Below are 16,859 nucleotides of genomic sequence, written 5' to 3'. Positions count from 1 at the left end.
GCAATTCATAGCGCGTATCGAAGTAGGTGCAAAGACATGTGCACTTTCTTCGATACCGTGCAACGCATCTATTTAAGTTTCAAATCCTTTTCACTTTGCGCAATAAACGGCTGCTCCGCTTTTAAATCAAGTGAGCGTGCGAATAAATAATAAGCGCTGCCAGAGACTATCAAGCCAATCAGCCAACCTATATCAATTCCACCTATGACTTTGGCAATTGGTCCTTCATAAAAATCTCCTGCAATAATAAAAGGAATCATTGCGATAAAGCCAATCAGGTAGGCGCTTATTCCGCGCCAACCCCAGGCACCATAAATGCCATCGGGGGTAAAGAAATGCGTAATTGCATAATGACCGTGGCGCACGAAGAAATAGTCGACCAGATTCACCGCAGTCCAAGGCACCAAAAAATACAACATGATTGCCAGGAATCCTTCAAGCAAGTGCAGAGCCTTGCCGCTTAATGCCAGCGTGAATGCCAGCCAAATGGCGGCAATCGCGATCGTAGTGATCATTCGCGTGCGACGTGTCGGGTGAATCTTGCGGATCGAATCAACGCCCGTCAGCACCGTCAATACACCGCTGTAGGCATTCAATCCCATCACGGATACCAACGAAATTACCGATGTTATTACCACCAGATAACCAAAGCCGGGAAATACGTTGGTACCAGCCTGGTATAGCGCAACCAACGCATCAGTCCCGCCCAGGCGGGTGGCTAGCCATGCGCCCAAAGCGATCATCCAAATACCGGAAAATGAAGCGCCGCCGGCAATTGCAGTAATCAAAGCCGATGAACGTGTTTTGCGCGGTAAATAGCGTGAGTAATCGGAGACATACGGGGCATACGAAATATTGTAGCTGGCGCCCGCAGCAAATTGTGTCAGGAACGCGACCCAGCCAAAGGTTGCAGCACTTGCAGCGTGCGTTGTGATGGCATCGGTATTATTTGCAAATCCCAGCAACGCCGCCAGTGTCAGCGCAACATACACCGGCACGCTGATCATAAATGAGTACTTGAACACCTTGTGCAGCAAGTCATGCCCATAAATTGCCAACACCGCTGCAATTACGGTCGTAACAATGGCGACCATGCTACTTTGCCAGCCAAACAAACTCTGCAAACCACTACCCAGCAACGCGGCATTGACTACGTTGAAGCCGACAAACACTAACAAAGTCCCGACCAAAGCCAGCACCACGCCGCGATAACCAAATTGTGCGCGCGACTGAATCATTTGCGGCAAACCCAATTCCGGCCCTTGCGAACCGTGAAATGCCATGAACAGGGTGCCAAACATAATTCCCAATGCACCTGCAAGTGCACTCCACCCGGCGGGCAATCCCATTGACGGACCGATAAAGCCGATGGATACCGTGAAAAAATGAAAGTTACCCAGGAACCAAAATGGACCCTGATCTCGCACCTTTGATGTGCGTTCACCTTCTGGAATGTAATCTATCGAATGTGCTTCAATAGCGGTATGGCGTGTTGCTCCACCCACGTCAATGGCTTGGGCATTTACTGTCATGTCTTCTCCTGATTTATTTTAATTTGATCGTACTTGGTCATGCCATGCGTCTTTATGATTTTTTTATGCGCTGTGTCCGAATGTGTTGATTGACGGTATCTACCTGTTCCATTACCAATTTCACCTGGCGTTGTTCGAGATAGCAATACTCTTTCCGACTCTCTTGTACCGCAGCGAAGTCCAATTGCGCCCTCAAGGTGGAAACACCGTCATCTGCTTGCAGAACGATGTCTCCATAGGGATTGATCACCATGCTGCCACCGGCAAACGATTCTCCGCCGGAATCTGGTCCGCAGCGATTTACAAGAACGGAGAACACTTGATTTTCCATGGAGCGTGCGGCCAACGCGCGTTGATGCACCACGCCATGGGGATGAATCAGGCCATCGCTGACGATAATCAGTTCTGCGCCCAAACTGGCGAGTGCGCGTGCCGACTCTGGAAATTCGATATCGAAACAGATTAACAATCCAAGTTGAAGGCCATTCCACTGCGCAGTTGTAAAACAATCGCCGGGACTAAAAATGCCGATATCGGACGACCACAAATGTACTTTGCGATGATGTAGGACAATTTCGCCTGCAGCGTCGATCAATACACTTGCGTTAAAAAATCGACGGTCGCTTACTTCGGCAAAACCAAGTACAACCGCTACTTCATACTGCCGTGCTGCCGCGCGAACTTGAGCGATCATTCCGCCGCTTATGGCTTGCGCCAATACGGCCACATTGTCTGTGTCTGGGAAGCCACTGAAAACAGTTTCTGGAAATACCATGAGCTGCGTGCCGGCAGAGCGTTGCGATATTTTTTCTAGCACCGTCGCTAAATTGATGGCGAGTTCGCCATCTACAATCGCTACCTGAACCAATTCGATTTGCATCGCTGTTCAGATTTCTGAATTTTGCGTTTGTGATGCATATGAATCACGGACAATCCCTACGCCACGGCGAGTCACGGCATTTTTACGCCGATCCGTATCGACATCCTTGAAGCTAGTGTTTTTCATTGCAATTCCGCAAATGTTGATATGAATGAAGTTTATATGTTAACTAAAAATCAATATTACGGCTATTGCGGCGCTATAATATAGTGCCAATTTGATTTTTGTGATGGGGCCACTTTGTGCGTGGCACTGCCTATAAATCTTGATTTATAGATTCCAAGCGCTTGGGAACGCCTGGTGTTTTTCAGTTTCGAGAAAATGGCTTCGCGCTCTTTGAGGAGGCCACGCAATGCATGCTTTGGCATTCGAGATTGCTTGGTGCAATCAGTTCGATTTTCTTTTGTTGCTGGATGAATCAAGCCTCAATTTCGTCAGCTTTTGCAGTCCGATGCCGTATTCGCCTTGAACGCCACGACATTAGCCGCAATCCCGTTGACCGCATCAGCCACCGTGCGCTGCACGCCGAGCACCAAGGCATCGATGCCCGGAGTCACAGCTTCACTTACGCTTAACTGACAAGCGCTGCTGCGGCTGTTGTCGGAACGGCTGATGGTCCAGCCGTAAGTGGCTTGCACTTTATCTCCCGGCACTGCGTCAAATTCACGCAACTCCACTGCAATTCGATAGACCGGCTGATCTGTCGGCCGGCCGCTGCGGCTGACATCAGTCGCGCCCAGGCGATTCGCAATGCCGCTAGCCAATGCATCCCGCAGTTCGCTGTTGAACGGCGCCGACCAGCGCTCCTGCTCCAGGATATCAACCCGGGTGCTGGAACTGCTGCCGGCGCTTCTGACCACCAGCTGCGGCCGCGCCAGGCGTTCTGGCAAGGTGACCGGTGCGACGTCGATGAATATTCGCGCGTTCTGGACTGCCGGTATGGATTGGGCCGGCGCCGAGAGCGTATAAAAGCGCGTCGGCGGGGAAGAGCAGCCGGCCAGCAGCAGTGCAACGGCGATAGCGCTGAAGCGCTTCGATAGGATCGATGTCATTATTTATTTCCCTCTTGCTTGCCGCGGATCAGTGCTTCCGGATGGCGTTCCAGGTAATCGGTCAAGACCCGCACCGATGCCGCTGAGCGCGTCAGTTCCTGTAAGGTCTGGCGGATATCTTGCTGTAACGGCGCGTTGTCGGACAGGGTGCGGTTGGCGTTGTCCAGCGTGGTGCGCACGTCTTTCATTGCCGCCGTGATTTCTGGCGCGACATCGTTATTCAGGCTCTTGGTCAGCTGTTCGGCATTGAGCAGGGTGCGATTCAGGGTGCCCAGCGTTTTCTGCAAATCGGCGGCGATCTGGTCGAACGGCACTTTGCTCAGCTTCTTGGCGATTTCGGCGATCTGCGACTGGATTTCATCCAGGCTGTTCGGGATGGTCGGTAACTCGATTATCGTAGTCGAGGTATCGACGGCTACCGGCGGCGCTTTCGGGAAAAAGTCGAGCGCGATATAGAGCTGGCCGGTCAACAGATTGCCAGTCCGCAGTTGCGCCCGCAAGCCGCGGCTGACCATGTATTGCAGGCGCTGCTTGGCGGTATAGCTCGATTGCTTCCCGTCTTCGGCATACTTGCGTCCCAACCGTTCCGGATATATCTGCACCGCCACCGGCATGTTGAATTCGCGGCGTTTTGGATCGTATTCCAGGCCAATCGATTTGACCTCACCCAGGACCACGCCACGGAAGTCGACGGTAGTTCCCGGCGTCAAACCGCGCAAGGACTGGTTGAAATACATCACGACGGTTTCCGACGGGCCGTCCGGTTCCTTCAAGGCGGTTTCCTGGTCTGCAGCCAGATTGAAAGTCGTGTTTTCTTTGGCAGTCATGCCCAGCTCGTCGTCCGGTGACTGGAACGCTATGCCGCCCAGCACTACGGCTGCCAGCGATTGCGTGCGCAGCTTGAAGCCGCTGGCGTTGATCTGCATGTCGAAACCGCTGGCATGCCAGAAACGGGTGTTGACGCCGATGAACTTGTCATAGGGGGCATCGATGAAAATACGTAGCGTGACGCCTTTGCCATCGGCATCCAGGTCGAAAGCGGCCAGCTGGCCGACCTTGATGCGGCGGAAATAAACCGGCGAGCCGATATCCAGCGAACCGATGTCGGTGGCATGCAGCATGTATTGTTTACCTGACGCGTCGATCTTGACAATCGGCTGTACTTCCAACCCGGCAAACTCGTTCTTTTTATCCTTGGAAGTGCCGGCGTCGGCACCGATATACGCGCCCGATAGCAAGGTCCCCAGGCCCGAAACGCCGGACGCCGCCACCCGTGGCCGGACTACCCAGAAGCGTGTGTCGGCGGCTGTGAAGCTTTCGGCTTCTTTCGACAGCTGCACGTTAGCCAGTACGTGTGAGCGATCTTTGCTCAAGGTGATGGTCTGCACCAGGCCGATATCGACATCCTTGTACTTGACCTTGGTTTTTCCGGCTTCCAAACCTTCCGCAGTGCGGAAAGTGATGGTGATGGATGGTCCGCGTTCGACCAGGATCTTGACCACCAATGTCAAGCCGACTACTGCAGCGACAATCGGGATCAGCCATATCAAAGAAGGCAGCCAGTCACGTTTGCGGCTCAGTCTGGGTTCTGGCAAGGAGGGTAAAGCAGGAGGCGGAGCGCTAGGCGGGGCGTTTTCATCACTCATCTTGTACTTTCGTTTCTTTTGTTCTGATTCTTGTCAATCGCATCGTCGCCGCTGTCCCAGCTCAAGCGCGGATCGAAACTGAGCGCGGCCAGCATCGTCAATACCACCACCGAAGCAAACGCCAGCACGCCGAAGCCGGCGGTAATCCTGGCGAATCCGTCAATCTGCACCAGCCCGACCAGCAGCGACACCACGAATACGTCCAGCATCGACCAGCGGCCGATGATTTCCACCAGCCGATACAATTTGGCGCGCTCCAGGCGGCGCCAGCGGCTGCGCTTTTGCGCCGTCCACGTCAACAAAATCAATGAAGCCAGTTTAAACAGCGGCACCAGGAAACTGGCAATGAAAATGATCGCGGCCAGTTCCCAGGCGCCGGACACCCAGAAATAGATGACGCCGCTCATGATTGTGTCTTCCTGCACGCCAAGCAAGGTCTTGGTAATCATCACCGGCATCAGGTTGGCGGGGATGTACATGATGCAGGCAGCAATCAGGAAAGCCCAGCTGCGGCGGATGCTATCCGGCTTGCGTTGATGCAGCGCGGTACCACAGCGTTCGCAAGGTTCGTGTTCGCGGACTTCTTGCCAGACCGTACCGCAATGATGGCAGGACATCATGCCGAGCCCGGCAGCTGTCTGTACCGCCAGGTCTTCGTCTGCGGCGGGCAGGGATGTGGTAACGGCGGCCGTGACGGCGACGGTGTCGGCGCTCATGCGGAGCCTTCCTGGTTTTGCTCCGAATAAGCCATTTGCCAGAAATGCCGGGGATTGAAGGAAATCACCGCAGTCAGCAATACTGTGAGCACACCGAACGCCCATAGGGCAACGCCGGGGATCACGGTCGCCATGTTCGATAGCTTGACTATCGCCACCAGCACCCCCAGCAGGAACACTTCAACCATGCCCCAGGGCCGCAGGCTTTGCATGGCGCGTACCAGCCAGCTAAAGCCGGGGGGGCGGCGCTGCTTTGCCAGCGAAACCAGCAGGTAAAACAGGAACAGCAGCTGTAACAGCGGAAACAGGATGGTGGTGGCAAGCACCAGCAGAGCCACCAGCGACATGCCCTCGGCGCTCAGCGACATCACGGCGCCGAACAAGGTGGTGCGGCTGCTCAAGCCTTGCAACTCGATTTCGACGATCGGGAAGCCGTTGGCAAGCACAAACATGATCAGGCTGGCCACGGTCAGCGGCAAAATCCGCTCGCGCTGCCGGCCAGGATCACGTTCCAGTTCAGTGCCGCAACGCGGGCAGTGGGCAATCTCCCCGCGGCGTAGCTGCACCTTGCGATACAGCGCATCGCATCCTTCGCAGGCAATCAGGTCGGGGACTTCGCGCATAAACACTTAAAAATTGAGTAGATGAGATTCTAACAATAATCTGCATCATAGCTAGCAATAACCGGCAGATAGTTTGCATGGGGCATCATCTTCACCAGATTTTAGGTGAGAGTGCAGACGCGTCACACGTATTTTTTCGAATGCTCGTAAAATGACGGTTGAATTAAGCGATGCTAAAACTGAAACGTACGTTGCAAGCATGTCATTTATGTAATTACATGCCTTTTATTTACCGAAAATTTATCAAATGAGCACCACTAACAATAAAAGCAGTTTACCTGCCGCCCTGACTGATCAAAAACTGGAGTACGTGACGTCCTGCGCGCTGCCGACGCCTTGGGCCACCTTCCAGTTGCATGCTTTTATCGAACACGCCACCGGCAAAGAACATCTGGCCCTGACCTTGGGCGAAGTCAATGACGGCGAGCCAGTGCTGGCGCGCGTCCATTCCGAATGCCTGACCGGCGATGCCCTGTTCAGCCAGCGTTGCGATTGCGGCGCGCAGCTGGAAGGCGCTCTGCAAAGAATCGCTACAGAAGGGCGCGGCGCCATACTGTACCTGCGCCAAGAGGGTCGCGGCATCGGCTTGATCAACAAGATTCGTGCTTATCATATTCAAGACGGTGGCGCGGACACGGTGGAAGCCAACCAGCAATTGGGTTTTGCCGCCGATTTGCGTGACTACAGCATTTGCGAAACCATGCTTGAACATCTGGATATCACGGCCTTGCGCCTGATGACCAACAATCCGCGCAAGGTGGCGGCTTTGCAGAAAATCGGCGTCACCGTGGTCGAGCGGATCCCGCTGATTCTGAATCGCAATCCGTTCAATACCCGTTACCTCGATACCAAGGCCGCGAAACTGGGGCACTTGTTGCCGGTTGACGGTCTGGAACACGATCTGGACGAAAACGAGTTGTGAGTCAGCTGTTACACGGCTAAAACCCCGCCGCAAATTGAATGCGGACAATGCTCGAAACTACAGCAACTTCGACCATTGTCCGGCATGCCATCAATGTTTCGACGCTACATGCTTGGAGTTCACCACCGCATCGGTCACATTGGCGGGGGCTTCCGCATAGTGCTTGAATTCCATCGTATAGGTAGCCCGCCCCTGGGTCAGCGAGCGTAGCGTGGTGGAGTAGCCGAACATTTCGGCCAGCGGCACTTCCGCCCGGACAATCTTGCCGACTCCGCCCGGGATATCATCCATGCTCTGGATCATGCCGCGCCGCGACGACAGGTCGCCGATGACATCGCCCATTTTTTCTTCCGGCATCTCGACTTCCACCGCCATCATCGGTTCCAGCAGGGCCGGGCTGGCTTTGCGGCAGCCATCCTTGAAGGCCATCGAAGCCGCCATCCGATACGCATTTTCATTGGAATCGACATCGTGTGAGGAGCCGAAGAACAGGGTGACCTTGACGTCGACCACCGGATAACCCGCCAGGACGCCGGTAGCCAGGGTTTCGCGCACGCCTTTTTCGACCGCCGGAATATATTCGCGCGGCACGGTGCCACCTTTGATTGCATCGACGAATTCGAAACCTTTGCCCGGCGCCTGCGGTTCCAGTTTCAGCACTACGTGGCCGTATTGCCCGCGGCCTCCCGATTGCTTGATGAATTTACCTTCGCTGGATTCGCAGATCTTGCGTATGGTTTCACGGAAGGCTACCTGCGGCTTGCCGACCGTAGCATCGACGCCGAATTCGCGCCGCATGCGTTCCACCAGCACTTCCAGATGCAGCTCGCCCATGCCGGAAATGATGGTCTGGCCCGATTCGTCATCGGTTTTTACCCGGAACGACGGATCTTCCTCTGCCAGGCGGTTAAGCGCAACGCCCATTTTTTCCTGGTCGACCTTGGTCTTGGGTTCCACCGCTTGCGAGATCACGGTATCCGGGAATACCATTTTTTCCAGCGTAATGATGCTGCCAGGATCGCACAGGGTATCGCCGGTGCTGGCTTCCTTGAGGCCGACCGCAGCGGCGATGTCGCCAGCGTACACTTCGCTGATTTCGGTGCGGTGGTTGGCATGCATTTGCAACACGCGGCCGATTCTTTCTTTTTTGCCTTTATTCGGATTGAACACCGTGTCGCCGGAAACCAGTACGCCGGAATAAACCCGGAAGTAGCTGAGGTGGCCGACAAACGGATCGGTCATGATCTTGAAGGTGAGGGCGGAGAATTTTTCATCGTCGCTGGCGCGCCTTTCGACGATCAGGTCGTCCTGGTCATGGCCTTTGACTGGCGGGATATCGGTCGGCGCCGGCAAAAAGTCGATCACGGCATCCAGCAAGGCCTGCACGCCGCGATTCTTGAAGGCGCTGCCGCACAGCATCGGCACGATCTCGCCGGCGATGGTGCGCTGGCGCAGAGCCGTCTTGATTTCATCTTCGCTGATATCGGCGCCGTCCAGGTATTTTTTCATCATGGCGTCGCTGGCGTCGGCAGCCGCCTCTATCATGCGGCCGCGCCACTCCTGGGCGCTGGCTTGCAATGCCGCCGGAATCTCGATGTATTCGAACTTGACTCCCTGGCTGGCGTCGTCCCACATGATGGCCTTCATCTTGATCAGGTCGACCACGCCGTGGAAATTGTCTTCGGCGCCGACCGGAATCTGCACCAGCACCGGATTACCCTTGAGGCGGTCGCGGATCTGCTGGTGCACGCGGAAGAAATCGGCACCGACCCGATCCATCTTGTTGACGAAGGCCAGCCGCGGCACGGTATATTTGTTGGCCTGGCGCCAGACGGTTTCGGATTGCGGCTGGACCCCGCCGACAGCATCGTAGACCATGCAGGCGCCGTCCAGCACCCGCATCGAGCGCTCGACTTCAATCGTAAAGTCGACGTGGCCCGGGGTATCGATGATATTGATCCGGTGAATCGGATAGTTGCCGGCCATGCCTTGCCAGAAACAGGTGGTGGCGGCCGAAGTGATCGTGATGCCGCGTTCCTGCTCCTGTTCCATCCAGTCCATGGTGGCGGTGCCGTCGTGCACTTCGCCGATCTTGTGGCTGACGCCGGAATAAAACAGGATACGCTCGGTGGTGGTGGTCTTGCCGGCGTCGATATGGGCGCTTATGCCGATATTGCGATAGCGCTCAATGGGTGTTTTGCGAGTCATGACGATTTCCTCTAAGAGAAATTATGATGATCAGTTTTTTTGCAGCTGCTGTGACGTGTGAGCTTACCCGTTTTTTTGATTGTCAGTGGCGGCCGATGCAAGGCACCGTTTTTTGCCTCTCGGTGGTATGCTTGTCGACTTAACCGTAAGTGACTGAATCTACCCGAATCAGTCCATTCAAATCGTCTCGTATTGTTTATCCTACCCCGACCTCTATGAACGCCAGAACTTTTTCCCAGAATACCGCCGCTCAGCGCATTCAGCAATTGCGCACCGCAATGCAAAACCACAACGTTGACGCCTGCCTGATTCCTTCGGCCGATCCGCATTTATCCGAATATTTGCCGGGACGCTGGAAGGGCCGTGAGTGGATGTCGGGATTCACCGGTTCCGTCGCCAATCTGATCATTACCGCCGACTTTGCCGGCCTGTGGGCCGACAGCCGTTACTGGTCGCAGGCGGAGGCGGAACTTGCAGGCACTGAAATCGTGCTGATGAAAACACCGACTGGCAGCAGTTTGCTGCATCTGGACTGGCTGGGCGCCAATCTGTCCGCCGGCCAGACACTGGCTGTCGACGGCGCCGTGTTGGGACTGGCCACGGCCCGTGCACTGGAACTGGCGCTGGCCAAAGGCGGCAGTAAATTGCGCACCGATCTCGACGTGCTGGGTGAAATCTGGAGCGAACGGCCGGGCTTGCCGATGGCTGAGGTATATCAACACGAAGGATCGCATGCGCCGCTGTCGCGTGCCGCCAAGCTGGAACAGTTACGCCAGGCGATGCAGCAGCACGGTGCACAATGGCACTTCATTTCCACGCTGGACGATATTGCCTATCTGTTCAATTTGCGTGGCGCCGACGTCAATTACAATCCGGTGTTCGTTGCCCACGCACTGATCGGGCCGAAACAAAGCACGCTGTTCGTTGCCGAGGGTAAAGTGCCGCCGGCCTTGCGCGATCTTCTCAGCCAGGACGACGTCATGCTGGCGCCCTATGAGCAGGCAACCGGAGCACTGGCTGCATTGTCTGCCGGCGCCACCTTGCTGCTCGATCCGCGCCGTGTCACGCTGGGCTTGCGGCAAGCCGTGCCCGGCACTGTCAAAGTGGCCGAAGCAATCAATCCCACCACGTTTGCCAAGTCGCGTAAAAGCGCCGACGAGATAACGCATGTGCGGGCTGCGATGGAGCAGGACGGCGCCGCGCTTTGCGAATTCTTTGCCTGGCTGGAGCAGGCTGTGGATCGGGAAACCGTTACCGAAGTGATGGTCGATACGCATATCACGGCGGCGCGGGCGCGCCGTCCGGGTTTTGTCAGCCCGAGTTTTGCCACTATTGCCGGCTTCAATGCCAACGGCGCCATGCCGCATTACAAGGCTAGCGCCGAATCCCACGCCACCATCAGCGGCGACGGTTTGCTGCTGATCGACTCCGGCGGCCAATACGTGGGCGGCACCACCGACATTACGCGTATGGTGGCGATCGGCCAGCCATCGGCAGCGCAAAAACGCGATTGCACGCTGGTGTTGAAAGGTGTGATTGCACTCTCTTCGGCGCAGTTCCCGCGTGCGATCAAGTCACCTTTGCTGGATGCCATTGCGCGGGCGCCGATCTGGGCTGCGGGCATCGACTACGGCCACGGCACCGGTCATGGCGTCGGTTACTTCCTGAATGTGCATGAAGGTCCGCAAGTCATTTCCGGCAGCGCCGCGCCAGATCCGCATACAGCGATGGAACCGGGCATGATTACCTCGATAGAGCCAGGCATCTATCGTCCCGGCAACTGGGGCGTGCGGATTGAAAACCTGGTGTTGAACCAGCCGGCGGAAATTAGCGAATTCGGCGAGTATCTGCGGTTCGAGACGCTGACCTTATGCCCGATCGATAGCCGTTGCCTGGATCTCGGCTTACTGCGCAGCGACGAGATCGACTGGCTAAATGCTTATCATGCCGAGGTCAGGAAACGTTTGTCGCCGCATGTGAGAGGCGACGCCAAACAATGGCTCGAGAGCCGGACCGAGGCGCTCTGACAGCAATCGTCACTACTCCGTAATCAGTAATGCGGCGGCCGGTCATTGACGGGCTGGCCCGCATTATTGTTATCGGCAGTATCTTTGATACGCCGCGCCAAAGCCGCGCACAAGGTTTCGAGTTGCTCTATCTTTAACTGTTGCCGATATACCAGCTTGTTCAACTCGTCCAGCATGTCGTCTTGCTGGGTAAGCTTGATCTCAATATCGACCATGCGTTCTTCTTGATTCATTTTCCTGTTTCCTTGGTGTTGCCTTGCTGTTGCCATATTTATTGCAGGGCAGATGGTAGCGCAATAGCGCCGGCGGGGCCGCGGTATATGCCATCTCATGGCGAAGTCGCTGAGCGGAAATCCGCAATATCTCGGGGCGGTATTCCGGATTTCCGCGCAAAAATCGCCGAGGTATCATCTTTGTCCTATGATTATCCTCAATAAATCAAGCACTTAGATTTCTTTCCTGTGCTGGCACGAAGTCTGCAATGTCTCCCATAAAAATATAACCAACCGGAGACAAAAATGCCCCGCAAAACAGCCGTGCTTTCCCGCTTCAAACCGGTCGCCTTGCATTCCGTCCGGCTATAACCATCGTCAGCTAATCCCCTTTGCCACTTATGCCATCTGAATGGCATGATGTAACTTGCATGCAAGCTACAGATGCACGGTGATTGCCGGGATTGTATAAAAAACACTAAAACCAGGAGATATCCATGTCCGCTCTTCATCCGTCCGACCAGGCTGCTCATGCCGCCGCCGCTGACACCCGAAAACGCATCTTTGCCATCGTCGGCGCCTCGTCCGGCAATCTGGTCGAGTGGTTCGATTTCTACATTTATTCGTTTTGTTCGATTTATTTTGCCCCGATGTTTTTCCCTAGCGGCAGTCCAACCACGCAACTCGCCAATACCGCAGCCATATTTGCCGTCGGCTTTTTCATGCGGCCGGTCGGCGGCTGGTTATTTGGACGGATCGCAGATAAACGCGGCCGGCGTACTGCAATGATGATCTCGGTGCTGATGATGTGCGGCGGCTCGTTGATGATCGCCTGCTTGCCGACCTTCGCCAGCATCGGCTACGCAGCGCCGGCGCTGTTACTGCTGGCGCGCCTGTTCCAGGGGCTGTCGGTGGGCGGCGAATACGGTACCAGCGCTACCTACATGAGTGAAGTCGCGCTAGAAGGACGGCGCGGGTTTTTTGCTTCGTTCCAGTACGTGACCCTGATTGGCGGCCAATTGCTGGCAGTGCTGGCGCTGGTGATCTTGCAACAACTCCTGACTTCCGAGCAATTGCATGCCTGGGGCTGGCGTATTCCTTTCGTTTTAGGCGCAATGGCCGCCTTGGTTGCACTTTATCTACGTAAATCGCTGAGTGAAACCTCGACTGCGGAGACGCGCAAGAACAAGGATGCGGGCACCTTGGCCGGCTTGATGAAACATAAAAGGGCATTTCTGACGGTGGTCGGGTTCACTGCCGGCGGTTCATTGATTTTCTATACCTTCACCACCTACATGCAAAAATACCTGGTGAACACCGCCGGCATGAGCGCGAAAACCGCCAGCACCGTGATGACTGTGGCACTCCTGGTCTACATGTTGATGCAACCGTTGTTCGGCGCACTCTCCGACAAGATCGGCCGTCGTACATCAATGCTCTGGTTCGGTGCGCTGGCAGCTGTGGCGACTGTACCGATCTTGCATGCTCTCAAAGATGTGACGAATCCTTACGCCGCGTTCGGTTTGATCATCGTGGCATTGGCGATCGTGAGTTTTTATACGTCCATCAGCGGTTTGATCAAGGCAGAAATGTTCCCGACGGAAGTGCGCGCATTGGGCGTCGGTCTGTCATACGCAGTGGGGAATGCTTTGTTTGGCGGGACAGCAGAGTATGTCGCGCTCGAACTGAAGAAGGCGGGTACGGAATCCACTTTCTACTGGTACGTGTCGGCGATGTGCGCATTGGCATTCGTCGTGGCCTACAAGATGCGCGACCCGGAGAAGGAAGGTCTTCTCAAAGATGTTCCGCTTGAAACGTCGAAATACACCTCGGATGGCCAGGTTGCCGCTGCGCGTTAGAGGCTGGTTGATGTTATGACCGGAAGAAAACCGCTGCTATGGACTGTGCTGGCTACCGCCTGCGTCATTGCAGTGGTGTTGAGTACCTACGTCATGGCCAGCAGAAAGGCCACCGGCGATATCGGTGAAGCCAGCGAACGGCAGTTGCAAATCATTGCACTCGACCTCGAATCCATACTGCAGAAATTCGAGACGCTGCCGTTTGCCCTTGGTTTCCAAACGGATGTGTTGCAGGCGCTGGCGCAGCCGGACGACCAGCGCAACATCCAACGTTTGAACCAGACGCTGCAATTGATTCAGCGGCAATCGAAGGTGGTGGCGATTTACGTGCTGGATCGTAAAGGCCTGACGCTGGCTTCCAGCAACTGGGATACGCCGACCAGTTTTGTCGGCCGGGATTTCGGTTTCCGTCCTTATTTCCGCGAAGCTATCAAAGGCAATGCCGGGCGTTTTTACGGCATCGGCAATGCTACCAATGTGCCTGGTTACTTCATCGCCCAGCCGGTCTATGCCAGTGCTGCAGCAAAGAGCTCAACGGGGGCTAATGGTGCGCTGGGCGTGATGGTCGTCAAGATAGACCTGACCGAGTTCGAACATACCTGGAGCAGCAGCGAAGAGCCGATTACGCTGGTCGACAGCAGCGGGGTGGTGTTCTTGAGTAATCGCCCGGCCTGGAAATATCACAGCCTGTATCCATTGAATGGCGCGATACAGCAAGACCTGACCGGCACCCATCAATACGCCGATCAGGCAATTACGCCGGTGGCGTCGCTGCCGAAGCTGCAAAGGGCTGAGTTTGGCCAGCACGTTACGCGTGGCATCGGTCGCCTGGGGTGGCAGCTCATGCTATTTCCTTCGCAAGCGCGGATTGCCCGCATCGCCATGCTGTGGACGCTGGCAGCGGTGCTGTTGCTGGCGATTGCGGGAATTTCCCTGTGGGCGTTGTACCAGCGCCGGCGGCGGCTGGAGGAGCGGCTGGTATCGGCCGAATACCTGGATCGAACCATCGCCCAACGGACCCAGGAACTGATGGTGGCGAATCAAACGCTGGAAGCCAAGTACGCTAAATTGAAAGAAACCGAACACTTGCTGCGTTCAACCCAGAACACGCTGATCCAGGCCGGCAAGCTGGCCATGCTGGGACAAATGGCGGCTGGCATTGCCCACGAGTTGAACCAGCCGCTGGCAGCGATCCGTGCCTTTGCCGATAACGCCATGACCTTCCTGACGCGCGGGCAAGCTGATAAAGCGACAGAAAATCTGAGCCACATCAGCAACGCCAGCGCACGGATGGGCAAGATAGTCGGGCAACTCAATGGTTTTTCCAGGAAGAGCCATGAAGCGGTGTCCATCATAGATTTATCGAAATCGATAGAGGCGGCGGCATTGTTGTTGAACAACGAATTTCAGACCCATGGCGCCACGTTGCAGATCGATATCCGCCACCCGGCCCAGGTGGTCGGCGATTCGGTGCGGACCGAGCAGGTGCTGATCAACCTGTTGCGCAACGCGCTGGACGCGGTGGATAATGCCGATCAAAAAACCGTCTCCCTGTTGCTGGAGTGCGAGGCGGGCGAAGCACTGATCCGGATCCGCGACTCCGGGTCCGGCATTCCGGCGCAGGTCGCTTTGCATCTGTTCGAGCCGTTTTTTACGACCAAGCCGTCTGGCAAAGGCCTGGGTCTCGGTCTGGCCATTTCATCTTCTATCGTGCAGGCGATGAACGGCCGTCTGACGGCGAATAATCACAACGATGGCGGCGCCGAATTCGTGTTGCGTATCCCTTTGCTGGAAACTGTAGAGTCTTGATGGAGGTAAGGGTGGCGACACTGGAAGCAATATTGATCGAGGACGAACAAGCAGTGCGAGAGGCGATCGCCCAGACGCTGGAGCTGGGTGGTTTCATCGTTCACCCATGCGATAGCGTAGAGCAGGCACAACCGTGGCTGACTGCTGGATTTGCCGGTGTGATTGTCACCGACGTGCGCTTGCCCGGCCGCTCGGGCCTGGAGCTGTTGACACAGGTGGCAACGCTGGATCCAGACTTGCCGGTGATTGTAGTCACCGGCCATGGCGACGTCAGCATGGCGGTGGATGCGATGCGCGCCGGCGCCTACGACTTCATCGAAAAGCCGTTTGCCGCTGAACGCCTGATGGAAACTGCGCATCGGGCGCAGGAAAAACGCAGCTTGATTATTGAGAACCGGCGCTTGAAAGCAGCCTGGGTGGCGCACCCGGACATGCCAAGCCTGATCGGTCAATCGAGCGCAATCGAGCGCGTCAGGACCATGATCCGCAGCGTCGGGCCGAGCATGGTCGATATCCTGATCAATGGCCAGACCGGAAGCGGCAAGGAAGTGGTGGCGCGTCAGCTGCATGTCGCCAGCGGCCGCACAGGCCCGTTTGTCGCTATCAATTGCGGCGCATTACCGGAAACAATATTCGAAAGTGAAATTTTCGGCCATGAAGCCGGAGCTTTCACCAGCGCCCAGAAAAGACGCATCGGCAAACTGGAATATGCCAAAGGCGGCACGGTATTTCTCGATGAAATTGAAAGCATGCCTTTGGCGCTGCAGGTCAAATTGCTGCGCGTGTTGCAAGAACGAAAACTGGAGCGCCTCGGCGGTAATGAAGCGATCGCTATCGATTGCCGCATTATCGCCGCCAGCAAGGCCAATCTATTGCAGATGAGTGCGCAAGGTAGTTTTCGCGAGGATTTGTATTACCGCATCGGCGTGGTCAGCATAGACCTGCCGCGCCTGAATGAACGGCGCGAAGATATTCCGTTGTTGCTGGCGCATTTTATCCAGGGCGCGGCGATTCGTTATCAGCGGCAGTTGCCGCAATGGACGCTGGCGCAAATGGCGCAATGGCAAACCCGCGACTGGCCCGGCAACGTGCGCGAGTTGCGCAATTTCGCCGACCGGCTGGTGTTGGGAGTGGCGGAGGGCGTAGCTGATCTTGCCAGCCAGGGCGATAGCGATGTCACTGCCGCCGTGCCGCTGCCGCAGCAAATGGATAGCTACGAGCGCATGTTGATCGCAGAAATGTTGAATTCGAGTAACGGCAATGTCGCCATCGCTGCGGATCGGTTGGGCCTGCCCAAGAAAACCCTGTACGACAAAATCAAGAAATATCAGCTAGCTGTAGGCAAAGCATAAAGCCGGGGCGGCTCGAGCGGG

Annotated in this window: 13 protein-coding genes; 5 read left to right on the top strand and 8 right to left on the bottom strand. The window is 55.9% G+C overall.

The genetic code is table 11. The features are described from left to right. Positions 1-68: 68 nt before the first annotated feature. The 6 genes from BM205_RS01290 to BM205_RS01265 form a co-directional block, all read right to left on the bottom strand. Positions 69-1,532, bottom strand: a complete 1,464-nt coding sequence (locus BM205_RS01290; RefSeq protein WP_092411868.1) for a purine-cytosine permease family protein — start codon at positions 1,530-1,532, stop codon at positions 69-71. Between the two features lie 52 nt (positions 1,533-1,584). Further along, positions 1,585-2,412: a carbon-nitrogen hydrolase family protein gene (locus BM205_RS01285; protein WP_092411867.1), complete on the bottom strand. Its 828-nt coding sequence runs from the start codon at positions 2,410-2,412 to the stop codon at positions 1,585-1,587. Between the two features lie 434 nt (positions 2,413-2,846). Further along, positions 2,847-3,464, bottom strand: coding sequence for a PqiC family protein (locus tag BM205_RS01280; RefSeq protein ID WP_092411866.1), 618 nt, complete (start codon positions 3,462-3,464; stop codon positions 2,847-2,849). Further along, positions 3,464-5,110 (bottom strand): PqiB family protein, encoded by a 1,647-nt coding sequence (locus BM205_RS01275; protein WP_092411865.1) that lies wholly within the window; start codon positions 5,108-5,110, stop codon positions 3,464-3,466. Before BM205_RS01275 ends, BM205_RS01280 begins: the two co-directional genes overlap by 1 nt. After that, a complete protein-coding gene (locus BM205_RS01270) occupies positions 5,107-5,826 on the bottom strand; it encodes a paraquat-inducible protein A (RefSeq protein ID WP_254783681.1) in 720 nt (239 codons plus the stop codon). The genes BM205_RS01275 and BM205_RS01270 overlap by 4 nt, the downstream gene beginning before the upstream one ends. Beyond that, complete coding sequence (locus BM205_RS01265; protein ID WP_092411864.1) at positions 5,823-6,449, bottom strand: paraquat-inducible protein A; 627 nt, start codon at positions 6,447-6,449, stop codon at positions 5,823-5,825. The genes BM205_RS01270 and BM205_RS01265 overlap by 4 nt, the downstream gene beginning before the upstream one ends. A gap of 247 nt (positions 6,450-6,696) precedes the next feature. On the opposite strand from BM205_RS01265, the gene ribA reads away from it, so the two are divergent. Then, a complete protein-coding gene (gene ribA / locus BM205_RS01260) occupies positions 6,697-7,371 on the top strand; it encodes a GTP cyclohydrolase II (protein ID WP_092411863.1) in 675 nt (224 codons plus the stop codon). A gap of 90 nt (positions 7,372-7,461) precedes the next feature. Here the strand turns inward: ribA and fusA are convergent, their stop codons facing one another. Continuing rightward, a complete protein-coding gene (gene fusA, locus BM205_RS01255; RefSeq protein ID WP_092411862.1) occupies positions 7,462-9,579 on the bottom strand; it encodes an elongation factor G in 2,118 nt (705 codons plus the stop codon). 215 nt (positions 9,580-9,794) lie between these two features. On the opposite strand from fusA, the gene BM205_RS01250 reads away from it, so the two are divergent. After that, positions 9,795-11,606 carry an aminopeptidase P family protein gene (locus tag BM205_RS01250; RefSeq protein ID WP_092411861.1) on the top strand — a complete coding sequence of 604 codons (1,812 nt, stop codon included), beginning with the start codon at positions 9,795-9,797 and terminating at the stop codon, positions 11,604-11,606. A gap of 23 nt (positions 11,607-11,629) precedes the next feature. On the opposite strand, the gene BM205_RS01245 is transcribed toward BM205_RS01250, so the two are convergent. Next, entirely contained in the window at positions 11,630-11,839 is a 210-nt protein-coding gene (locus BM205_RS01245; RefSeq protein ID WP_092411860.1) for a SlyX family protein, read from the bottom strand. 476 nt (positions 11,840-12,315) lie between these two features. Between BM205_RS01245 and BM205_RS01240 the strand changes: the two genes are divergently transcribed. From BM205_RS01240 to BM205_RS01230, 3 genes are read left to right on the top strand one after another with little or no spacing between them, the layout of a single operon-like run. Then, entirely contained in the window at positions 12,316-13,677 is a 1,362-nt protein-coding gene (locus tag BM205_RS01240) for an MFS family transporter (protein WP_092411859.1), read from the top strand. A 15-nt stretch (positions 13,678-13,692) separates the two neighbouring features. Then, the gene (locus tag BM205_RS01235) at positions 13,693-15,486 is read left to right on the top strand and encodes a sensor histidine kinase (protein ID WP_092411858.1); all 1,794 of its coding nucleotides are present in this window, start codon (positions 13,693-13,695) and stop codon (positions 15,484-15,486) included. Beyond that, the gene (locus BM205_RS01230; RefSeq protein ID WP_092411857.1) at positions 15,486-16,838 is read left to right on the top strand and encodes a sigma-54-dependent transcriptional regulator; all 1,353 of its coding nucleotides are present in this window, start codon (positions 15,486-15,488) and stop codon (positions 16,836-16,838) included. Before BM205_RS01235 ends, BM205_RS01230 begins: the two co-directional genes overlap by 1 nt. Positions 16,839-16,859 lie beyond the last annotated feature (21 nt).

The organism is Collimonas sp. OK307, from assembly GCF_900113705.1.
Classification (GTDB): Bacteria; Pseudomonadota; Gammaproteobacteria; order Burkholderiales; family Burkholderiaceae_D; genus Collimonas.
This window is presented reverse-complemented; position numbering and strand designations above follow the sequence as displayed.